Origin of the sequence: Prevotella sp. TCVGH, from assembly GCF_023522295.1 — a bacterium.
Lineage (GTDB): Bacteria > Bacteroidota > Bacteroidia > Bacteroidales > Bacteroidaceae > Prevotella > Prevotella timonensis.
Genome location: NZ_QFFX01000026.1, coordinates 1 through 23,465 on the forward strand (window position 1 = coordinate 1; position 23,465 = coordinate 23,465).

Here is a 23,465-nt window from a genome sequence, read left to right on the forward strand (position 1 = left end):
GCAGAAGATTCCATGCACATTTTTGTCACATAAAAGAAAACGACTCTAAATTATGCACATTTTTGTCATATAAGCCAGAAAACGGCCATCGAAAATCTTCAAAGTAGAAAATTTCAATAGGCAAACAATAGACAAAATTACGCTGATTTTACCAAATCTGACACCTGGTTACGCTGGAACATTGAGTTGATGTCCTTGGAAACATGTATCAAGGGCATTATTCACATGCAATAGCAGCATTGAAGCATGCAAATAACAAACTTAAAACAATGCTTTAACCGCCAAACAACGGTAGAAATGGGAATGAAAAGAGATAATTTGTTTATAAAATGTTTAATATCAACGAATTATGAACATCGCTCATTTTTAGCGTATTTGCGACCAACTTTGGTATTGGTTGTTTACACGCGAGTTTTGAGAGGGACTTTGTAAAGAAAATTCAGCATTTAATTTCATTCCATGTAGCGTACCTGCAAGTTTACATGCGTTGTATGGTTGGTGTCTTTCGTTGTAAAAATATCATTCATTTTTTTGCTTGTTTCCTTCTAATTATCAAATAAATACAGTATCTTTACCAAAAATATTTATTCATAACATATCATGTACACACAAGAACAAGGATTATACATCGCACATGGACAGAATGGCCCGATTGTGTTGAACGGGGCAATGGTCAATCGACATGGCTTGGTGGCTGGCGCAACAGGTACTGGCAAAACAGTTAGTTTGCAGGTAATGGCGGAATCTTTCTGTCAGGCTGGTGTGCCCTGCTTTATGGCTGATATGAAAGGTGATTTGTCTGGTATTAGTCAGGCAGGTCATCTCACAGGCTTTATCGAGTAACGTATGGCAGAATTTGGCATACACAATCCCACGTTTCAATCTTGTCCTGTACGCTTTTTTGATGTTTATGGTGAACAAGGGCATCCTATGCGCGCTACTATTTCAGAGATGGGACCAGAATTGTTGACACGACTTCTTGAACTCAACGATACGCAAGCCGGTATTCTGAATATTGTGTTTCGTGTCGCGGACGAAAGGGGATTGTTAATAATTGATATGAAAGATTTGCGCTCCATGCTCGACTATGTTGGACAGCATGCAAAAGAGTACACCACGAAATATGGGAATATCTCTTCAGCTTCCATTGGAGCCATTCAGCGTTCACTGCTTCAATTGGAAAGTCAGGGTGCCGGTAAGTTTTTTGGTGAGCCATCTTTTGATATTAACGACTTGTTACAGACCGAAGGGGGCAAGGGAATTATGAATGTTTTAGCAGCAGACAAATTGATGTTGCAACCAAAACTCTATTCTACTTTTCTGCTTTGGCTTATTTCAGAGCTCTACACTGCATTGCCAGAAGTGGGCGATCAGCCATTACCTAAGTTAGTGTTCTTTTTTGATGAAGCGCACATGCTTTTTGACGGAACATCTAAAGCGCTCATCGATAAGATAGAGCAGGTAATACGTCTTATCAGAAGTAAGGGGGTAGGCATTTTTTTGATTACCCAAAGTCCCACAGATATTCCCCTCAATATTCTTGGACAATTAGGCAATCGTGTACAACATGCACTGCGTGCCTATACGCCCAAAGATCAAAAAGCCGTAAGAGCTGCAGCTGAAACCTTTCGCGCTAATCCTGCTTTTAAGACAGAAGAGGCGATTACTAATCTTGAGACAGGCGAGGCACTGGTGTCGCTCTTAGATGCAAAGGGAGCACCTCAGGTGGTTGAACGTGCCAAAATGTTATTCCCGTTGAGTCAGATCGGAGCTATCACTGACGAACAGCGTAAAGCAATCATCGCCCAATCGAAATTAGGGATTAAATATGATCAGCCTATTGACCGCGTGAGTGCCTATGAACAATTAATGCAGATGAAACAGCAAGCCGAACAAGAAGTGGCAGAAGAAGCCGATAAAACAACTCCCACGAGTGCTGAACACAGTGGTAACACGCTATTCAGTAAGATTTTGAAATCCGTTATTACTGCCCTTACTGCTACATTCGCCTCTATCTTAGGCACTGCTGTATCTAATAAAGTGACAGGTAAAAAATCACGTTCCCGAACATCAACTACCGAACGTGCCGTAAAGAATGCCACTTCTGCAGCAACGCGCACGATGACACGTGAAATAACCCGTAGCATTTTGGGTAATCTTGTCAAGTAGATGACCGTATCAATAAGCTCAATTATTTTCAAGAATTAAAATAGGAGCCATATTCGACGTAGCTAACAGTTGTGCTTCAGTGCTGTGTGTGGACGAAATAGACAAATAACCATATTTATTTCGTCCACATATTTTTGTAGATATCCATTATTTGTTATGTTGATAGAAGAGGTTACCTCTGTGGGATAGGAGGCTCAGAGTGTTGTCGTGGCTGTATTTGTATGGAGGTTTCGCATAGTCATGGACAAGGCTTATTTGTGCATCAATATCATTTTAGCCGTTGAGCTTCTTGAGTCTTTTCAGGGCTTGGGGATGAGTGGGGTAAAGTTTCAGGGCTTTCTGATAATTTCGGATAGCAGCCTCGGTCATGCCTTCTTTTTCACAATCTTTTCCCATGATGACATATTCTGTAGACAACTCTTTGAGAAAAGCTTCTGCGTCTTGCTTTTCCTTCTGCAATTGTTTGTTTTGTTCACGCAGAAGGTTGATGATGTTTAGCTTTCTACGGATGAGTCGTTTTACTTCAGGCTTTTCAATGTCGTATCGGCTGTGAATGGCTTTATAGAAGTAGTCGAGTGCCGTTTGCATGTCCCCTCGGTCAAAAGCCTTGGTGGCATCATGGTACTGTTTGTCTGCTTTGCTCTGTTGCATAGCTGTGTTGAGTGCACTTGGGTCGTTGTAAGTTTTTGAAAACCTCACTACCTCTTGGTTTACATAGATATCTTCTTTCTTGACGGGTTCTTGTAGTGCGATACCCTTTAACGAGCGACAGCGAGAAAGAGCGACGTAGGTTTGTCCACCTGCGAAAACACCTCCAGAGAGGTCTATCTTCACTTGGTTGAACGTGAGGCCCTGACTCTTGTGAATGGTAATCGCCCATGCCAGGCGTAATGGGAATTGCTGGAAAGACCCCAAAATCTCTTCCTCTACCTTTTGCTCTTTCTGATTATAGGTGTATCGCACATTGTTCCATACTTCCTGTTCCACATCAACGTCTTCGCCCTGCTCTGTGCGAACGTAAATCTTTCCATCCTCTTCATCTCCAATGCCGATAATCGTTCCTAAGGTGCCATTGACCCATCTCTTTTCACGGTCGTTTTTGATGAATAGAATCTGTGCACCAGTTTTTACTTCAAGCTCAATGGGAGTGGGCAAATTGTTTTCAGGGTATTCACCGTCAATACTTCCATGGAGGATTGTGGCATCGCCTGGCAACTTAGATAAATGCAAGCTATTGATATAATCAACCGTATCACGTCGAGTGGATAAGGTAATGGATAGCTGATGTGCATCCATTGGTTGGTGTTGCCCCACTTGTTGGTTCAATAGGGAGAGGTCTGTATTCGTGACGGTGGAGGTTCGGATATGGTCAAGGATGCTGATAAATTTGTCGTCACGCTGCCGATACACCTTTTGCAGTTCGATACAAACCAACTGGAAGGTTCTAAACACGTGTGCATCAAAAAAGAACTTGGAGGGATAGTAAGGCTGCAGCAGTTGCCAATCTTCTTCTTTGAGGACAGGCTCCAGCTGATAGACATCGCCCACCAACAATAACTGCTTTCCACCGAAAGGGATGCGCATATTGTGCGAGTAAACCCTTAATATTTTGTCAATGAAATCAATGATGTCGGCACGAACCATAGAAATCTCATCAATGATGATAAGTTCGAGTTCACGGATGAGTTTGATTTTCTCGCTGTTATACTTGAGCGTATTTCTAAGCAGCTGCGTGCTGTAGCGTCGGTCGTTAGGAAGTAGGGGATGAAAGGGAAGTTTGAAGAAGCTATGTAGTGTAACCCCACCGACATTGATTGCTGCAATGCCAGTAGGGGCGAGGATAACATATTTCTTTTTAGTAGTTTGAGCGATGTAATGCAGGAAAGTAGACTTACCTGTTCCTGCCTTTCCCGTGAGGAACAAGGAACGGTGGGTGAACTGAACCAGTTGCAGTGCATTTTGCAGCTCCTGGTTGTTCAGGTCTATCTTTTCAATATCAATGCCATGTGCCATTACAAGTTATCCAGCTTGATGACCTCTTCTGTGGGTTCCTTCTTCTTTTGTGGCACCGCAAATCGTTCAGAAGGTTTGAGCTTTTCTTCAGATTTGTGAATGGGGTTGCCAAATTCGTCAAAGAGCACCTCTTCCATATCGTCGTTTAAGGTGTCTTGTGCCGTGGTGTCTACTTTCGCCTTTTCGTAATAGCTGTCACAAGTGTACATGCTGCGTGTGATGTCATCATCTTTGGGCTTGCTAAATTTGGCATGATAAGCTTTGAATGCAGGGTCGTTGAGTACCTCTTGCAAGAAGTATCCACAGATGGGCAAGGCAGTTCGCGAGCCTTGTCCGAGTGCTCCAGTTCGGAAGTGTATGCTTCGATATTCGCCTCCAACCCATGCACCAACGACAAGTTTGGGACTTACCCCCATGAACCATGCATCAGAATGATTATTGGAAGTTCCTGTCTTACCTCCCCAATCGGTATCTCTGTATTTACCCACATATCCTCCAAGACTCATGGACGTGCCACCGGGTTCGCGTAAGCCACCCAAGAGCAGTTGTTGCATAAAGAAAGCACTCTTGTATGGAATGACTTGTTCGGACTTGGTGGGAGCGATGTACACTTGGTGTCCTTCACTATCCTCGATTCTTGTTACCAAGACTGGCTCATGGTGTTTGCCATCGTTGGCTACGGTGCAATAAGCATTTGCCATTTCCAAGAGGTTTACATCCGATGACCCCAATGCCAAGGCTGGTGCATCATCGAGTGGACTCTTGATGCCCATCTTGTGAGCAGTCTCAATGATGCGCTTGATACCCATTTCTTGTCCAAGTCGAACAGCAATGGAGTTAATGCTTCGGGCAAAAGCTCCTTTCAGTGGGATAGAGTCACCAGAGAAGCGTCCGTTGGCATTTCCTGGTGTCCAAGTCACCTCTTGTTGCTTCTTCTTGTCATATACTTGCATGGAGATGTATTCATCGCGCCGTTTGTCACACGGTGTTAGTCCTTGATTCATAGCTTCGGTGTAGACAAACAGCTTGAACGTAGAACCAGGCTGTCGCATCGCTGTTACCTTGTCATACTTCCATGAATTGAAATCGATGTCACCCACCCAAGCCCTTACAGCTCCTGTTTGCGGTTCCATGGCTACCATGGAGCAGTGCATGAAGCGTACCATGTAGCGAATAGAGTCCATGGTAGACATTTGTTTTTCTATCGTGCCATGTTCATAGTCAAAGAGTTTTACCGTATGGGGCTGGTTCAAATAATAAGAGATGGAGTCAGGCTGATGGGGGAACTTGGCACTCAAATATTTGTATACAGGCTGTCGCTGTGCAATCTGTTCGATGAAGCCAGGGATGACCTGTCCGTTCTCATCAATCCAAGGATCATTCTTTCCCCAGTGATTGTTGAAGTTGCGCTGAATCTGTTTCATCTGTTTGCGGGCGGCTTCTTCAGCATAACGTTGCATTCGTGTGTCCAACGTGGTGTAAATCTTTAACCCGCTTGTATAGAGATCATATCCATTCTCTTCGCACCAATCCTTTAGATAATTGGCTATGGCTTCCCTGAAGTAGAGTGCTTGTCCGTCATAATTGGTTTCGACACTATAATGTAGCTTGATAGGAATTGTACTTAAACTGTCATATTGCGCTTTGGACAAGTCGCCTTTCGCCTCCATCAGTTTCATGACAACGTTCCTACGACGCAGACTGTTCTCGGGATTAGAAATGGGATTGTAATGAGTGGTGGCTTTCAGCATTCCAACCAACACAGCACTTTCTTCAACCGTCAACTGAGAAGGTGTCGTGTTGAAATATGTCTTGCTTGCTGTTTTTATGCCGTATGAGTTTGACCCAAAATCAACGGTGTTGGCATACATGGTGAGAATTTCGTTCTTGTCGTAAAGCATCTCCAGCTTAAGAGCAATAATCCATTCTTTGCTTTTCATGACCAGCATTTTGATACCAGGTATCTTTCCCAGTATTCCAGTAGAATATTGGGTACGAACGCGGAACATATTCTTTGCCAACTGCTGTGTAATAGTTGAGGCTCCTCGTGCGTCATTCCCTACAACTGCATCTTTTGCAGCTGCGAAGATACCTTGAAAATCGATGCCAATGTGGTGATAGAACCGTTCATCTTCTGTATCAATCAAGGCTTTCCAGAAGAGTGGGTTCACCTCGTTGAAGGTAACAGGGGTTCGGTTCTCGTTAAAAAACTTACCGATGAGCTTGCCATCACTGCTGTAAATCTCAGATGCCGAGGCAGTGGTGGGGTTCTTGATTTGGGCAAAGCCTGGTGATTTGCCAAACAACCAAAGAAAATTGATATCTACTGCACCCAAATAAATAAAGAGTGCTATCACTCCAGAAAGTAATGCTATTCCTGTTTTTGCGTACCATGGACGTCCAATGTATAGCTGTTTATACCATGGCCAAAATCCACGTATTTTATTCCAACACCAGTTGAGGAATGTTTTGATTCGGTTCAATTTCATGATGATTCATTTGTTTGCAAAAGTAGCAAATAAGTTGGTATCTATAGCTGATTGTCGATATAATTTAGTATTTCTTCAATGTTGTCGGGATTGAACCATTGAATATCTTGGTCTTTTTTGAACCAAGTGAGTTGTTTTCGCATGTATTCACGCGAATTAGACTGAATCCTGCGGATGGCTTCTTCGAGCGGTATGTGTCCATCGAAATAGGCGAACAGCTCTTTATAACCCACAGTATTGAGGGCATTTAATCCTTTAAGCGGATAAACCGCCTTTGCCTCCTCGAGCAATCCTTGTCGCATCATTTTGAGAACACGAAAGTTGATACGGTTGTACATCTCCTCACGAGTTCTGTTTACTCCAACCTTCACTATGTTGAAAGGTCTTTTCTTCTTGGTGTTAGTTCTGAAAGAGGAGTAGGGCTTACCCGTCATGTGGCAGATTTCGAGTGCATGAACCACTCGTCTGGGATTGTTTTTATCTACTATATTATAATGTTCGGGATCTAATAAGCTGAGCTCTTCCACGAGTGGAGCTAATCCCTCCCGCTCCAATCGCTCTTTCATCCATTGGCGGGTGGTGTCGTCAACAGTGGGAATGTCATCAATGCCTTGACATACGGCACTGATATACATCATGCTTCCACCAGAAAGCAAAGCCGTATGGTGTGGAGAAGTCGAAAAGAGATCGGTTAGAAGTTGTAACACTTCTTCTTCGTATTTAGCCGCACTGTAATAATCTTGCAAATGCAGCGAGCCAACGAAGTAATGTTTTACTCGTTGTAATTGTGAAGAAGTAGGTGCAGCGGTTCCAATAGGAATCTCTGCGAACAGCTGTCGCGAGTCGGCGTTAATGATAGGAGTGTTGAGGTGTTCGGCAATTTTCAGAGAGAGTTCTGTTTTGCCTACACCCGTAGGACCAAGAAGAACAATCAGTGTATTCATTTATCGAATGATGCCTCGCTGCGAAGATTCTACGAAATCGATAATATATTGTATTTCGGGAGTGATGTTGATGTTTTTCTTTATCTCTTCAATGCCTTCACTCAAAACTCCTTTACTGTACAGCAACCTGTAGGCTTCGTGTATCAAGTCAATCAGTTCGTTGCTGAAGCCTCTGCGTCGAAGTCCAACAATGTTAATTCCAGCATAACGAATCGGCTCTCGTCCTGCGATGATGTACGGTGGGATGTCTTTCGGAGAGCGGCTCCCTCCTTGTACCATCACATATCCTCCTATGTGACAGAACTGGTGGCACAGGAATGTGGCACTGATAATGGCACGGTCGTCAACTGTCACCTCGCCTGCCAATTTGGTGGAGTTTCCTATGATAATCTCATTACCGATGATGCAATCGTGGGCGATGTGCATGTTCTCCATCAATAGGTTGTTGTCGCCTACAATGGTGGTACCCTTAGAAGCTGTGCCTCGTGAGATGGTCACGTTTTCTCGGATGCTGTTATGATTTCCTATTTGGCAGGTGGTCTCTTCGCCCTTAAATTTCAAATCTTGCGGTTTCGTGCTAATGCTCGCACCAGGGAAAAGTTCGTTGTTGTTTCCAATCCTTGCACCAACGTGAATCGTAACACTGTTCTGTAATACGTTGCCATCACCCAAAACAGTGTTTTTGTCGATGTAGCAAAATGGACCAATGATGTTGTTGTCGCCTAATTTTGCTTCAGGATGAACATAAGCTAATGGACTGATTTGATTCATATTCTATTTGGAAATCTTTATAGATAGAGAGGAGTCGTGGGTTTGAAGACCTTGCTCCATACTATTTGGTTTTGACAATCTGTGCGGTGAAAGTGGCTTCGGAAACTACCGTATCGCCCACAAAGGCGTAGCCTCGCATGGAACTGATGCCATGCCTGACGGGTTGAAGCATTTCTACACGGAATATCAATGTGTCACCGGGAACTACCTTTTGACGGAATTTCACATTATCTATTTTAAGAAAGTAGGTAGACCAGCGTTCTGGTTCTTCCACTTGATTTAATACCAGAATACCACCACACTGCGCCATGGCTTCAATTTGCAGAACACCTGGCATTACTGGTTCTTTGGGAAAATGTCCCACGAAGAACGGTTCGTTGCTTGTAATGTTTTTCACACCTACGATACTGTACGATCCTATGGCAATAATTTTGTCGACAAGTTGCATGGGGTAGCGATGAGGCAACAGTTGGCGAATGCGAATGTTGTCCAACAATGGCTCTTCATTGGGGTCGTAAATCGGAGCTTGTATCTCGTGTTTACGAATCTCCTTGCGCATGAGTCGGGCAAACTTGTTGTTTATGGTATGTCCTGGACGAGTGGCAACGATGCGTCCCTTGATGGGCTTGCCAATGAGTGCCATGTCTCCGATGATGTCCAGAAGTTTGTGACGGGTACACTCGTTCTCCCACATCAACGGTTTGTGCTGAATGTAGCCAATCTTGGTGGCATCCATGTGGGGAACTTTCAATATGTCAGCAAGCTGGTCCAGCTTGTCCTGCGACACTTCACGCTCGTAGATAATGATAGCGTTGTCCATGTCTCCGCCTTTAATGAGATTGGCTTCCAGCAAAGGAACAATGTCGCGAACGAAGACAAAAGTACGGGCAGGAGCTATTTCGTCTCCATAGTTTTCGATGTTGTCTAAGGTAGCAAACTGGCTGTTGATGAACTTTGACTCAAACGAACACATGGCTGTGATGCTAAACTGCTCGTCAGGTAAAATAGTAATGCACGATCCCGTCTCCTCGTCTTTTACCTCTATCTTCTTACGAATGATGTAAAAGTCTTTGGGTGCATTCTGTTCTACGATTCCTACCTGTCTGATTTTGTCAACATACATGGCAGCCGAACCGTCAAGAATAGGAAATTCTGGTCCGTTTACCTGAATGAGACAGTTGTCAATACCCATGGCATACAAAGCAGACAAACCATGTTCTACCGTAGATACCCGCACCTCTCCATTAGCCAATACCGTACCGCGTTGTGTGTCTACCACTTTTTCAGCAACTGCGTCTATGATGGGTTGGTTTTCTAAGTCTATGCGTTGTATCTTGTATCCAGTATTCTCTGTAGCAGGATTAAAGGTAACTGTTAAACTAAGACCAGTGTGTAAGCCTTTGCCACACAATGAAAAGCTACCGTTAAGAGTTCTCTGTTTGATTGTATCCATTTTATTCTTGATTGTTGGAAACCAATTTGTCCGTGGTTTTCTTTAGTAATTCTATTTCCCTTTGCAACTCGTTGAGTTGTTTGTACATTTCGGGTAGTTTGCGGGCTACGGCATGGGAGCGAAAGAAACGTATTTGTTCCATGGGAGGAGTACCCATAAGTTGTTGGTTGTCCTTCAAACTTCCTGGTACACCCGACTGTGCACCGAGGTACACTTTGTTGCCAATGGTAATGTGACCTGCTATACCTACCTGTCCGCCAAACATGCACCATTGTCCTATTTTTGTAGAGCCAGCTACACCCACTTGCGCACTCATCACTGTATGCTCACCAATCTCGGTGTTGTGGGCAATCTGTACAAGGTTGTCTAATTTAACGCCTTTTCTAATATACGTGCTGCCCATGGTCGATCGGTCTACACAGGTATTGGCACCAATCTCTACATGATCTTCAATGGTGACAATTCCTATCTGAGGGATTTTATCATATCCATCGCTTGTTGGAGCAAACCCAAATCCGTCGGCTCCGATGACACACCCTGCATGCAAAATGACATGGTTGCCTATTTTGCAATCGTGATAGACCGTTACTTGAGGATAGAAGAGACAGTCGTCTCCCACGCTAACGTTGTCACATAGCACCACATGCGGATAAATCTGTGTGTTATCCCCCACGACAACGCCCTCGCCAATAGAGGCAAAGGCACCAATATAGACATTCTTACCAATCTTGGCTGTTGGTGCTATGGATGCCAAAGGGTCGATACCCGTCTTATGCGTCCGCATAGATTCATACAGTTGCAGCAGCTTGGCTATTGCATCGTAGGCATTCTGAATCCAAATCAGGGTGGTTGAGACGGGATGGTCTATTGTAATTTTGTCATCTATCAAGACGATAGACGACTGGGTGTTGTAAAGATATTGTGTATATTTTGGATTTGAGAGAAATGAAATAGTACCTGTCTTGCCCTCTTCAATTTTAGAAAAGTTATGAACGCTAACGTTTTCATCTCCTTCTATTCTGCCATTAATATATTGTGCTATTTGCTGAGCAGTAAATTCCATGTTAGATAATCCCAATTTTAATTATTTTGCAAATATAGTTATTTTTCTGCAGACTGTAGTTGTAGAATTGTAATATTTTAGTTTTTTCGATGAAATCCCATACAGCCGTTGATGTTCAGCTGTCTTTTATCTTATTCCCCCGTTTTTAGTTCCACCTTATTTTAATACCCTTGTAGATACTTCATAATACCTTTGAATTTCATGTCAAAAGACAGATGTGCAATAAAGGCTAATGGCTTCATGGTGGACTATAAGAAAAAATCTGTTGAGCTGTCGCAGGCTATCAGGAATATATTTGTATCTTTGTCATGTGATACAACGGTAAGTACAACGACGACTATAAGAAGATGCAGTTCTACTATCATCCTAACCATTTGGGCAGCAGTAGTTACATCACCAACTTGGACGGCGAGGTATCGCAGCGCATCGAGTATGTGCCGTTTGGTGAAGTGTTCATAGATGAATTGGAGCTTATGCGGAAATCGGCGACCGCAGGGAAACCAACTGCAACTAATGTGTATCAATATAAGAAAGAAAAGCATGAGATTGATTACGGCAAAAGATGAAGACGGTCGAAATTTATTACATATTACAATAATATCAGATGCGAATAAAATTGCTCAGGATTTAATTTGTAATGGAATAGATATAAATGCAACAGACAGATATGGGCTAACGCCCCTACATTTATGTGCAGAATATGAAAACTATAGTATAGCAGAAATTCTGTTGCAAAAAGGAGCTGTTGTAGATCATGTTGATAAGTATGGCAATACTCCTCTTTGGGTAGCTGTATTTAATGAGGATTATAAGTTAGCATAACTTTTAATAAGTTATAGAGCAAATAAAGACAACAAAAATTTAAATAATAAATCACCTTTAGATTTTGCAAAGCAGACAGGAAATGAAGATATGATTAATATATTGTCACAATTGTTCATCAATAAATAATAAAAATCAGATGATGCATAAAACAGTAAAATATTTTGTAATTCTATTCTCTTTATATGTGCTATATTTAAGTATTAGTGTAGTATTGAATGGAGCAGTTAGTTTAAAATATAACGCAATGAGTATGGAAGATATAAATCATGTTATTCATTATGCTCTGTTAGTAATAGTCTATGCAATAACTATTTTACTTGTATTAATACTCCCTTTTTTTATTAAAAAGAAGTAATCGGTATTGCTACAAATGGGAGTTGTTAAAATAATCATCTGATTATCAATTTAATTTTTAAAAGATTAAGCATAAAGGCAGGGAAAGATTCTCTGCCTTTTGCTATAAAAGAAAAAATGAACTTACGAGAACGCTTCGGCACTTTATGCTCCAGATTGGAAGTTGAGTCTTTATATCTACATTGCAGTACAACGGAAGTAATCAAAGGTGCGAAAGATGGCATGGGTATAACAAAGACGGGAGCAATAAACAGGAAAGATTGACGTTAAATCATTGATAACCATTAACAATTGTACGTTATGACGGCGTTAAGCGCAAAGACAATAACGCAGCTTCTTTCTGTAAGTACAAGGGACAAGCCGAACGACGACTATGAGAAGATGCAGTTCTACTACCACCTCGAACATTTGGGCAGTAGCTACATCATCAACCTCGATGGCGAGATATTGCAGCACATCGAATATGTGCCGTTCGGCGAGGTGTTCATTAAAGAGCGCACTGAGTAGTTGCGCAAGTCTATTAAGATTGTTTTTGTAAAAAAAGATGACAATAAAACGGCTCTTGAAAAGTTGTGAAATAGAAAAAGAAAAGTAGAAAAAAGCAGGTATATTTGACATTTTTCGACAAAGAAAGTGCAAGTTTTCAATTAAAGCATTGAGTTAATACGACTATTACATGTGAATAGTCGCACTATTGAGCCTATTTTGAGACACAAACTTATTGTTACAACACGATTTTTTATTGCTTTTTGGAGCCAAATAGAGATAAAAAGAGACATTTATTTCATTCTTTTTATGATAACATATTGATAGTCATATCATTAAAAAACTTTCTCATAATTCGCGTATTTGCGACCAGCCGACGGTTTGCTTCAAAATATGCGAATTATACAAGCATGCTTGTTAAATAAATTGACAGTTATTTTTTTGTTTATCAGGTCTTCTTGAAAGACAAACGAAGTTAAGAAATGAGGCATGATAATCTACATTGACCTGTCCTCTGTTTCCTCTGTTTCCTCTGCAAGTGTATTTTCATCGGAACTCTCGTAGGCGGTGAGGTCTCGCTAATATTGCAGATACCGCAAAAAAAGAGGAGTGCCTTTTTTGACACATCCTCTTCGACTGATTTGTAAAAACTATTATATTTTGGATAGCGCAAGTAGTTAGTTCCACCCATGCCTATCGCTTAGACTTTATTTAGCGAATGCTAAATCGATAAGCCACATGACTGAAATATTTCTCACCGGGTTTAAGATATGGTGAAGGCCAATTTTTCTTATTAGTCGAATTGGGATATTTCTGTGGTGCTAAACATACGGCTGCACGCTGTGGATAGGCGATGCCTTTCTTGCCCACTACACTCCCTGAGAGGAGATTTCCAGAGTAAAACTGCAAACCAGGCTGGTTGGTAAACACCTCCATATAGATGCCCGATTCGGGTGAGTACAGACTGGCTGCCACCTTTGTGTCGTCACCCTTGCCATTGGTATAGGTGTTGAGTACATAGTTGTGGTCATAGCCATTGGCATATTTGATTTGTGTAAAGGTTGTGTCACCAATAGTTTCAAAGAGTGGATGACGTTTGCGGAAATCCATAGGCGTGCCATAAACGGACTTTATCTCTCCCGTTGTCATCAATGTGCTGTCGCAAGGAGTGTAGTTGTCTGCATTGATATACAAAATCATGTTGGTGCCTGCCTTTGACGGGTCTCCCGAGAGATTGATGTACGAGTTGTTGGTCATATTGATTACCGTCTCTGCATCGGTTGTTGCCTCAAACTGTATGTCCAGCGTGTTGTCATTCTTCACAGTGTAAGTAACTGTAGCAGCTACATTGCCAGGGAAGTTATTGTCACCATTGGGGGAGTGAAGGCTCAGTTGTAAGGTGGAATCGTTTAATTGTTGACCTTCATAAATTGCGTATTGCCATCCCGATGGTCCTCCATGCAGACAGTGCCTGAAACTGTTTTGTGGCAATTGTATCTTTTTACCTGCAACGGTGATTTGTCCTTTGTTGATACGATTAGCATATCGACCAATGACGGCTCCAAAGTCGCTGGCGTTGTGAACGGTGTCGGCATATTGTGCGATGTTGTCAAAACCCAGCACCACATCAGTAGCGATGTCGGCTTTATTGGGCACACAAATAGAGACAATGCGTGCGCCGAAGTTAGTTACACACACCTCCATGTCATGACTATTTTTTATCACAAATAGTTTCACGGGTTTTTCATGAATGATGGTATCGAATTTGGCAGGATTGAGTCCCGAAACGGTGCGGTTCTTATCATTGCCACTTGAACATGCTGCAAACAATGTGGCAACAAAAGCGATGGTTAAAAATATCTTACTTTTTAGCTTCATGGTTGATAGTTTTGAGTCATTTTATTTTTGTGGATAAACAAAAAAAATATCTGTTGGCGACAAATGAGCCAACAGATATTTTTTCCATAAAAGTTAATTAGCAAACTTTGTGTGAGCCTTGACTAATCACAACATCATAGATTTCAGGCTTCTTTCCAAATTTGGCAGCATATTTCTCTGTTACATCTGCTACAAATTTGTCATGAATCTCGTCTTTTACAAGGTTGATGGTGCATCCTCCGAAGCCGCCACCCATAATGCGACTACCTGTGACCTTGTTTTCTTTTGCTACTTCGTTGAGGAAGTCAAGCTCTTCACAAGATACTTCGTAGTCTTTGCTTAAGCCCTCGTGTGTTTCGTACATCTTCTTGCCAACAGTCTCATAGTCGCCAGCTTGTAGTGCATCGCAAACAGCCAAGACGCGGTCTTTTTCTCCCAAAACAAAGCGAGCACGGCTGTAGTCTTCTGCTCCTACTTCATCTTTTACTTCTTCTAACTGCTCCCAAGTGCAATCGCGTAGCGTTTCAAACTTGCCTTCAGGATGCTTAGCAGCAATGTGCTTCACTACATTTTCACAAGATTTGCGACGGTCGTTATAAGGCGAACCAACCAACTCGTGCTTAACACAAGAGTTGACCAACATCAACCTGTACCCTTTAGGATTAAAGGGGAAGTACTCAAACTCGCGACTACGGCAGTCTAAGCGCATCAGTTTTCCTTCTTGTCCAAAGACACTGGCAAACTGATCCATGATGCCACAGTTCACACCTACGTAGTTATGCTCGGTAGCTTGACCTGCCAAGACCATATCCCATTTGGACACCTTGTTGTCGCCAAACAAGTCGTTAAGTCCAAAAGCGTAACAACTCTCGAGTGCAGCAGATGAAGACATGCCTGCGCCCAATGGAACATCTCCAGAGAAAGCAGTGTTAAAGCCTTTCACCTCTACGCCTAATTTCTTCATTTCCTGCACAATGCCATAGATGTAGCGTGCCCAACTGGTACGTGGACCTTGTGGATCGTCCACCTTAAACTCAACGCGATCTTTCAAATCGATAGCATAACACATAATTGTGTTGCTGCCATTGGGTCTAATCTCTGCCATGATGCCCTTGTCTACAGCACCGGGAAAGACAAACCCACCATTGTAGTCGGTGTGCTCGCCAATAAGGTTAATACGTCCAGGAGAGAAATAAATATTTCCAGTTTTGCCATCAAAGTGTTTGATAAAACGACTTCTAACGTGATCTATATCCATATTATATATGTTTAAGGGGTTAATAAATTTCAGTATGTCAATCATCAAAAAAAGCTGAACGCATGCGTTTGCATGCACTCAGCTTATCGCTTATTCTAATTTAATCTACAGGAATGTCTTTATTCACATTCTTGCTTCCTACGAGTCCATAGTAGAGCAGGTAGCCTAACATGGCTACAATCAGCCAATAACTTGAAATGTAATCATTCAAAGAGGTTGCTATCTGGTCTTGGATGAATGGCATTACACCACCACCAACGACCATTGTCATGAAAATTCCTGATGCAGGAGCAGTGTATTTGCCTAAGCCTTCTGTAGCTAAGTTGAAGATGCAGCCCCACATGATAGAGGTACAAATACCACAAGCGATGATAAAGAAGCATTTAACAGGAACATCCACACCATGGAATGAAACGGACGAGCTTTCAGGAAGTAATATGGCAATGACTAATAGGATGATGCCTAAGGCAGAAGTGGAGATGAGTTGTGCTCGAGAAGAAATTTTACCACTCACGAAACTACTTATAAATCGACCCACCAACATCAGAAGCCAGTAGATGGCAACGATACCTCCAGCGATGGCAGCAGCTCCAGGGAATCCCAATTTCGTGATGTAGAAATTGAGTTCGGCTGGTACACCCACTTCAATACCTACATAGAAGAATATTGCGATTACGCCCAAAACGAAGTGTCGGAAGTTCCAAGGACTATGCTCGAACGTTACACCCGAAACAGTTGACTGTGGTTCAGGTATGGTGACAAAGGCGATGATAAGGAATGTAACAGCAAACACAGCCATGGCAACCCACAGTAGTGGAGTGACATCGTTCATGCTGGTTTTGTCAGTAACTTCTCCAATCAGCACGCCAACGAAAAACGGAGTCAATGTAGCGGTGAGTGAGTTAAGTGTACCACCCGTCTGAATGAGCTGGTTTCCGCGATTTCCACCACCGCCCAAAAGGTTTAACATAGGGTTCACAACAGTGTTTAACATACAAACACAGAAACCACAAATGAAAGCTCCTATCAAATAGATGATGAAGTTGAGCATCACAGGATTTTCTTGGATAGTGAACATTTCACTGCTTCCGCCAAAGATGCTTGATAGATATTGGATAAAAAGTCCGATGAAACCCACAGCCATAGCAATGAGTGCTGTCTTTTTATAACCGTACTTCACCAACATCTTACCTGCCGGAATACCCATGAAGAGATAAGCTAAGAAGTTCATGAGGTTGCCCACCATGCCTGCCCAAGAGTAGGTCTTACCCCAAATATTACCAAATGGGGCGGCAAGATTTGTTACAAATGAGATCATCGCAAATAGGAACATCATTGAAATAATCGCAACAATGACGCCATTTTTGTTTGTCTGTTTTTCCATTTTTACTGTTAAGAGATTTTAATTATTTATTTTTAGTTATTTCAGATAGGGGAGGGAACTGTCAACACATGTCCTTTTGTAACGGGTATTTTAGGTTAGTTCTCTCGGTACATCAATGTCAACTATTGTTTAGTCCATTCGATAAACCGTTGTGTTTCTTCCTTTATTTGGTAGAAAGTCCAATTTCTTGGCACGGTCTCAAGCGATTTGCGATAGGACTAAAAGACGAATAGGGTGATTGATGATTATGATTTGACAGAAAACTTATAAACTGTTTTTTGCTTATACTCTTGTCCTGGTTCTAAGACAACCGAAGGGAAGTATGGATGATTGGGTGAGTCGGGGAAGTGTTGAGCTTCGAAACAAACTGCACTTCGTCTTGGGAATGTAGCACCATGTTGCCCTTGATAACCGTCTGCCCAGTTGTCAGTATAGAGCTGAACGCCTGGTTCTGTGGTATAAACTTCCATGACACGACCGCTCTTAGGATCGGTAAGTCTGGCTGCAAAACTCAATTCGCCTTCTTCTTTCTTATTCAACACAAAGCAGTGATCGTAGCCAGCACCATTCTTTATCTGCTCGTTATCGGCTTCTATGTCTTTTCCAATGGCTTTAGGCTGGCGGAAATCGAAAGGTGTACCCTTTACGAAGCGAATCTCGCCCGTAGGAATAGAGGTCTCATCGATGGGGATGTAATAATCGGCATTGATTTCACAAATCTGCTCCTCTACCGTTGGAGTTGGATTTGCGATGCCTGACAATGAGAAGAAGCCGTGATGCGTTAAGTTGATAATGGTCTTCTTGTTGGTAAAAGCTAAATATTCAATAACGAGTTCGTTATCGTCTGTGAAGGTATATTCTACAATAGTTCTCACTTCTCCCGTGAATCCTTCTTCACCATAGGGACTTACATATTTCAAGACAAGCGTTTGTTCGTTCATTTGTTGTGCCTCCCAAACCTTGGCATTGAATCCCTTTTTGCCGCCATGCAGACTGTTAGGACCATTGTTGATAGGTAGATTATATTCCTTACCGTTGAGCTGAAAACGTCCCTTGGCAATTCTATTGCCATACCGTCCAATTAACGTAGACAGGTAAGGCTCTGGCGAATCAATAACCGCCTGAATATTGTCGTGTCCTTGGATGATATTTGCCAGTTTTCCTTGTTGGTCTGGAACCATGATAGCAACAACAGCGCCACCATAATTCGTAATGGCAACTTCATTTCCATTTTGATTCTTCAGAACGTACAAATCTGTCTTTTTGCCATCAATTGTTGTCTGAAAATCTTCACGTTTCAGCCCACAGCAATTATTTGCGTCACTTGTGTTAGTCATATTTATAAGCTTTTAGTCATTTTATTGTACTTGCAAAGTAACTGAAAAAAAATGAATATGACAAACGAAAGTCTTAAAAAAGCTGGACAATCAGATGTTAAATACCCTTAAATCACTTCCTTTCTAAAAAGGTTAGCAAATCGGCAACAATATAACTGCTACCTCCGACAAATACAAAATCACTTGGATTGGCTTGCTTTAAGCAGGTGGAATACGCTTCTCGAACAGTTCGATACTGCTGTCCTCGAAGCTGATTGGTAGCCCCTGCCTTGGCAATTTCCTCCACAGGAAAAGCTCTTTCTGTTGAGGGTTGTGTCCAATAGTACACCGCATCTGCTGGCAACATCTTCATAATGGTCTGGAGATCTTTGTCATCAACCATCCCAAAGACGATTCTGAGCGTCTCGTATTTCTGTTGTTGCAGCTGTTGGCTCAGATAGTTCCAGCCTGCCACGTTGTGTCCAGTGTCACAATAGATGGCTGGTTGAGTTGATGTTTGCTTTTGCAGACACTGCCATCTTCCCATAAGTCCAGTAGTCTGCATCACGTTTTTCAAGCCTTGTGCTAAACTTTCGAGATGTTTAAGAATGTGCATTTGTCGCAAAACTTTAACGGCAGCGAGTACGGTGTTGGTATTCTTGTCTTGATAACAGCCTGTTAAATCTCCTCGCAGCTCCCCGAACGACAGGGTCTTGTAAATGCGTTGTTGAGAAGAAACATCATAGGTTGAGTGCAAAACCTCTGGTGCATCCTCTGCAAAGATAATGGGTGCATGCTCTTGTTTCGCTTTTTTCTCGAATACAGGTCTTGTCTCGGGGAGGGCTTCTCCTACAACAACAGGAACGTGGGGTTTGATGATACCTGCTTTCTCACCTGCAATCTTTGCCAAGGTGTTGCCCAAAAATTGCGTATGATCAAAGCTTATATTTGTAATTATGGAGAGTTCTGGCGTGATGATGTTGGTGCAATCCAACCGCCCACCAAGCCCCACTTCAATGACGGCAATATCTACTTGCTGGTCGGCAAAGTACTTAAACGCCAATGCGGTGGTCAGTTCAAAGAAAGAGGGGTGGAGGGGTTCGAAGAAATCCTTTTCTTCTTCTACAAATTTAATAACAGTCTCCTCGTCTATGCACACGCCATTGATGCGAATACGCTCTCTAAAATCAATCAAATGCGGTGAGGTGTACAAGCCCACTCGATAGCCTTCGGCTTGCAAGATAGCAGCCAAGGTGTGCGAACAGGAGCCTTTTCCGTTGGTTCCTGCTACATGAATGGTGCGATACTGGCGATGCGGATGCCCAAAGTGTTCATCTAAAGCAATCGTGTTAGATAACCCTTCTTTATAGGCAGACGCCCCAACCTTTTCAAAGACTGGGGCTGCGTGAAACAGATAATCAATAGTTTCTTGGTAGTTCATAAGGCAATCAATGAATTAAGTCATTCTTGTGCATGAAGAGTTTCATGTACCTTATTCATTAAAATAGTTTCTAAACTTCTTAAAGATAGACTGCTTTGTGGCGTAGTCACCCTTAAAATTGTCACTGGTGCGCAGGCGTTCTATCGTTTCCTTTTCATCTCGGCTCAAGGTCTTGGGCACATAGATGCTGATATTCACTACCAAGTCACCTCTACCAGAGCCATATCCCTGCACTGCAGGAAGTCCCTTGCCTCTCAAACGGAGCGTCTTCCCAGGTTGAGTGCCTGCTTCTATTTTTATTCTTACACGTGTATTCTCCAATGTAGGTATCTCAACCTCGCCTCCCAAAGCGGCAGTCGGGAAGTCAAGCAAAAGGTTGTAAATGATGTCTTGACCGTCTCGGATAAACGTGTCGTTGGGTTGTTCCTCTATTAACACCTGAATATTTCCCGTGATTCCGTTTCTTGGACCAGCATTGCCCTTGCCTGGAACATTCACTACCATGCCTTCTGCCACGCCAGCTGGTATCTTAATTTCAACGATCTCCTCGCCTTTCACCACTCCTGTGCCATGACAGTGTTGGCATTTGTTTTTGATAACAGTGCCCGCACCATGACACGTAGGACATTCTGACTGTGTCTGCATCATGCCCAACATGGTTCTCACGGTCTTTACTACAACCCCTTGTCCGTGACAAGTAGGACAAGTTTGTGTACCACTTCCTTTCTCTGCACCGCTTCCATTACAGTGGGTACAGGCAATATCTTTCTTTACTTTGAACTTTTTGGTAACGCCTGTGCTAATTTCTTGTAAGGTAAGCTTTACCTTCAAGCGCAGGTCCGCACCTCGATATTGTGGTTGTTGCCGCTCGCCAGCAGTGCCACCACCGAAGCCGCCAAAGCCACTAAAACCGCTATGTCCGCCAAATACGTCGCCAAACATCGAGAAGATGTCATCCATGGAGAAGCCTCCACCACTGAAACCTTCAAATCCTCCTCCGCCTGGCGCATTAAAGCCAAACTGGTCGTATTGTTGTCTTTTTTTCGGATCATGAAGTACATCGTAAGCTTCCGCAGCTTCCTTAAACTTCTCTTCCGCCTCTTTACTTCCCGGATTTTTATCGGGATGATATTTTATAGCTAACTTTCGGTAGGCCTTTTTTATTTCATCTTCTGAAGCATCCTTGTTCACACCAAGCACTTCATAATAATCGCGTTTTGCCATTCCTTCAATGTTTTGTTTTTTAGATTCTATATCGTTATCTTATATTACTGTCCTACAGCAACTTTCGCGTGTCTGATAACTTTTTCGTTGAGCGTATATCCCGTTTGTACACAGTCAATCACTTTGCCCTTCTTGTTGTCTTCAACATTGGGAACCATCGCTACTGCCTCATGAAAATCTACGTCAAAGGCTTTGTCTTGCGTTTCAATTTTTTTCACACCCAATCCCTCCAATGTTTTCAATAGCTTCTTAAAGATGAGTTCCCAACCCTCTTCAAGTGCGTGAATGTCATCTGTCTTATTCGCATTAGCAGCCGCTCTTTCCATGTCGTCCAAGATAGGAAGAATGGCAGAGACAGTTTTCTCACTGCCGTTGAAGATGAGTTCAGCCTTTTCTTTCTGTGTTCTACGCTTAAAGTTTTCAAACTCTGCCACTGTACGGAGATACCGATCTTTGAGTTCTTCGATTTGTGCTTGTGCCTCAGCTAATGGGTCTGTCGTGGGTGCTTCGCCTTGCGTCTCGGGTTGGTTATCCGTAGCAGCAGCTTGCTCTTCCACCTTCTTTTCGTCCATTACTGTGCCAGCGTCCATCTCTTCGTGCTGTGTATCAAGCTTCTTTTCTGTTTCTTGCTCTTTGTGTTTATTTCTTTTGCTCATAATCAATATTTATTATTACCTGTCTTAAATATCAGCAAAAAGCTTGCCAAGTTTTTCTTTACTTGTCAAGCCTTGCTTTTATTGTTCAAACCATTAAAATGTTGTACTGTTTACTGGTACATCTTCTCCTTGAGTTCTTTGATTTGATCATCATAGATGTATTCATCGTAATTCATCAACTTGTCAATGGTGCCCTTTGGTGTCAGTTCGATGATGCGGTTTGCCACGGTTTGGATAAACTCGTGGTCATGACTCGAAAAGAGGATGTTGCCTTTGAACGTCACCAAATTGTTGTTAAATGCCTGAATACTCTCCAAATCCAAATGGTTCGTGGGGGTGTCTAAGATGAGGCAGTTGGCATTTTTCAATTGCATACGAGCAATCATACAGCGCATTTTCTCACCACCCGAGAGCACGTTCACCTTTTTTAATACCTCTTCACCCGAGAACAACATGCGTCCTAAATATCCTTTCATCACCACTTCGTTGCCTGTACCAAACTGGCTCAGCCAATCGACTAAATTCATGTCCGATTCAAAGAACTCGGCATTGTCGAGTGGGAGATAGGCGGTAGTAATCGTTACTCCCCAGTTATAGGTCCCCGCATCGGGCTCACGATGACCATTGATAATTTCGAATAAAGCGGTCATGGCTTTGGGATTGTGGCTCAAGAAGACCACCTTCTCATCCTTTTCAACTGTAAAACTCACGTTGTCGAACAATACGCTACCATCGGTATCGAGGGCTTTCAATCCTTCAACTTGCAGGATTTGGTTACCAGGTTCACGTTCCATTTGGAAGATAATGCCAGGGTATTTACGACTGGAGGGGCGAATTTCCTCTACGTTCAACCGCTCCAACATCTTTTTGCGCGAGGTTGTTTGCTTACTCTTTGCCACATTGGCAGAGAATCTGCGGATAAATTCTTCCAACTGCTTGCGCTTCTCTTCGGCTTTCATCTTTTGGTTCTGCGCTTGACGTAATGCCAATTGTGAACTCTCATACCAGAACGAATAGTTGCCTGAGAACACTGTCACCTTACCAAAGTCGATGTCTACGGTCTGTGTACTCACGGCGTCTAAGAAGTGACGGTCGTGACTAACCACTAACACCGTCTGCTCTATGTTGCTCAGGTATTCTTCCAACCATTGTACCGAATCTAAGTCAAGGTCATTGGTAGGCTCGTCGAGCAGCAGATTTTCGGGATTGCCAAACAGTGCCTTTGCCAACATCACACGCACCTTTTCATTGTTTGACAACTCGCTCATTGTTTTGCTGTGTAATGCCTCGCCAATGCCTAAGTGTTGTAACAGTTGGGCAGCATCGCTTTCTGCCTCCCAACCATTCATCTCTGCAAACTTCAATTCCAAGTCAGCAGCACGCGTACCGTCTTCTTCCGACATCTCGGGTTTGCTGTACAAGGCTTCACGCTCCTTCATATTCTGCCACAAGGGTTCGTGTCCCATCAAAACCGTGTCCATGACTAAATATTCGTCATACTTAAAGTGGTCTTGCTCAAGTACCGACAGTCGTTCACCCGGTCCTAACTCTACGCAGCCTTTTGTGGGCTCTAATTCGCCACTGATGGCTTTAAGTAGGGTGGATTTACCAGCACCATTGGCACCGATAATGCCATAGATGTTGCCGTGAGTGAATTTGATATTTACATCTTTATAAAGGACTCTCTTGCCAAACTGAATCGCAAGATTTGAAACTGTTATCATGTTCTTTTACCTTATTT

General features: G+C 42.7%; 16 protein-coding genes and 2 pseudogenes. 4 read left to right on the forward strand and 14 right to left on the reverse strand.

Annotated elements, in window-relative coordinates; translation table 11 throughout:
* Positions 1–669: 669 nt before the first annotated feature.
* Positions 670–2,169 (forward strand): annotated as a pseudogene (locus DEM91_RS06485) (helicase HerA-like domain-containing protein).
* Between the two features lie 273 nt (positions 2,170–2,442).
* Here DEM91_RS06485 and DEM91_RS06490 read toward each other — a convergent pair.
* The 6 genes from DEM91_RS06490 to lpxD form a co-directional block, all read right to left on the reverse strand.
* Positions 2,443–4,182 carry an AAA family ATPase gene (locus tag DEM91_RS06490; protein ID WP_195252251.1) on the reverse strand — a complete coding sequence of 580 codons (1,740 nt, stop codon included), beginning with the start codon at positions 4,180–4,182 and terminating at the stop codon, positions 2,443–2,445.
* Entirely contained in the window at positions 4,182–6,671 is a 2,490-nt protein-coding gene (locus DEM91_RS06495; protein ID WP_195252250.1) for a transglycosylase domain-containing protein, read from the reverse strand. Before DEM91_RS06495 ends, DEM91_RS06490 begins: the two co-directional genes overlap by 1 nt.
* Positions 6,672–6,712: 41 nt before the next feature.
* Entirely contained in the window at positions 6,713–7,615 is a 903-nt protein-coding gene (miaA, locus tag DEM91_RS06500; protein ID WP_195252249.1) for a tRNA (adenosine(37)-N6)-dimethylallyltransferase MiaA, read from the reverse strand.
* The gene (gene lpxA, locus DEM91_RS06505; RefSeq protein ID WP_008125764.1) at positions 7,616–8,386 is read right to left on the reverse strand and encodes an acyl-ACP--UDP-N-acetylglucosamine O-acyltransferase; all 771 of its coding nucleotides are present in this window, start codon (positions 8,384–8,386) and stop codon (positions 7,616–7,618) included.
* A gap of 61 nt (positions 8,387–8,447) precedes the next feature.
* Entirely contained in the window at positions 8,448–9,839 is a 1,392-nt protein-coding gene (locus DEM91_RS06510) for a bifunctional UDP-3-O-[3-hydroxymyristoyl] N-acetylglucosamine deacetylase/3-hydroxyacyl-ACP dehydratase (RefSeq protein ID WP_195252248.1), read from the reverse strand.
* A gap of 1 nt (position 9,840) precedes the next feature.
* On the reverse strand, positions 9,841–10,902 hold the full coding sequence (gene lpxD, locus DEM91_RS06515; protein ID WP_195252247.1) for a UDP-3-O-(3-hydroxymyristoyl)glucosamine N-acyltransferase: 1,062 nt from the start codon (positions 10,900–10,902) through the stop codon (positions 9,841–9,843).
* 347 nt (positions 10,903–11,249) lie between these two features.
* Between lpxD and DEM91_RS06520 the strand changes: the two genes are divergently transcribed.
* The 3 genes and pseudogenes from DEM91_RS06520 to DEM91_RS06530 all read left to right on the forward strand — a co-directional run.
* Positions 11,250–11,468 carry a hypothetical protein gene (locus DEM91_RS06520; protein WP_249858362.1) on the forward strand — a complete coding sequence of 73 codons (219 nt, stop codon included), beginning with the start codon at positions 11,250–11,252 and terminating at the stop codon, positions 11,466–11,468.
* Positions 11,443–11,724, forward strand: a complete 282-nt coding sequence (locus DEM91_RS06525; protein ID WP_249858363.1) for an ankyrin repeat domain-containing protein — start codon at positions 11,443–11,445, stop codon at positions 11,722–11,724. Before DEM91_RS06520 ends, DEM91_RS06525 begins: the two co-directional genes overlap by 26 nt.
* A gap of 711 nt (positions 11,725–12,435) precedes the next feature.
* Positions 12,436–12,579: pseudogene (locus DEM91_RS06530) on the forward strand (RHS repeat-associated core domain-containing protein); the annotation flags it as partial.
* A gap of 699 nt (positions 12,580–13,278) precedes the next feature.
* On the opposite strand, the gene DEM91_RS06535 reads toward DEM91_RS06530, so the two are convergent.
* The 8 genes from DEM91_RS06535 to DEM91_RS06570 form a co-directional block, all read right to left on the reverse strand.
* Positions 13,279–14,445 (reverse strand): aldose epimerase family protein, encoded by a 1,167-nt coding sequence (locus DEM91_RS06535; protein WP_249858365.1) that lies wholly within the window; start codon positions 14,443–14,445, stop codon positions 13,279–13,281.
* 97 nt (positions 14,446–14,542) lie between these two features.
* Positions 14,543–15,703: a galactokinase gene (galK, locus tag DEM91_RS06540; RefSeq protein WP_249858366.1), complete on the reverse strand. Its 1,161-nt coding sequence runs from the start codon at positions 15,701–15,703 to the stop codon at positions 14,543–14,545.
* A 100-nt stretch (positions 15,704–15,803) separates the two neighbouring features.
* The gene (locus tag DEM91_RS06545) at positions 15,804–17,087 is read right to left on the reverse strand and encodes an MFS transporter (protein ID WP_249858367.1); all 1,284 of its coding nucleotides are present in this window, start codon (positions 17,085–17,087) and stop codon (positions 15,804–15,806) included.
* A 245-nt stretch (positions 17,088–17,332) separates the two neighbouring features.
* Positions 17,333–18,424 carry an aldose epimerase family protein gene (locus tag DEM91_RS06550; protein ID WP_249858368.1) on the reverse strand — a complete coding sequence of 364 codons (1,092 nt, stop codon included), beginning with the start codon at positions 18,422–18,424 and terminating at the stop codon, positions 17,333–17,335.
* A gap of 112 nt (positions 18,425–18,536) precedes the next feature.
* Complete coding sequence (locus DEM91_RS06555) at positions 18,537–19,844, reverse strand: bifunctional folylpolyglutamate synthase/dihydrofolate synthase (protein WP_249858369.1); 1,308 nt, start codon at positions 19,842–19,844, stop codon at positions 18,537–18,539.
* 51 nt (positions 19,845–19,895) lie between these two features.
* Entirely contained in the window at positions 19,896–21,068 is a 1,173-nt protein-coding gene (gene dnaJ, locus DEM91_RS06560; protein WP_008123988.1) for a molecular chaperone DnaJ, read from the reverse strand.
* Between the two features lie 44 nt (positions 21,069–21,112).
* On the reverse strand, positions 21,113–21,724 hold the full coding sequence (locus tag DEM91_RS06565; protein WP_195253842.1) for a nucleotide exchange factor GrpE: 612 nt from the start codon (positions 21,722–21,724) through the stop codon (positions 21,113–21,115).
* A 110-nt stretch (positions 21,725–21,834) separates the two neighbouring features.
* Positions 21,835–23,448 carry an ABC-F family ATP-binding cassette domain-containing protein gene (locus tag DEM91_RS06570; protein WP_249858370.1) on the reverse strand — a complete coding sequence of 538 codons (1,614 nt, stop codon included), beginning with the start codon at positions 23,446–23,448 and terminating at the stop codon, positions 21,835–21,837.
* Positions 23,449–23,465 lie beyond the last annotated feature (17 nt).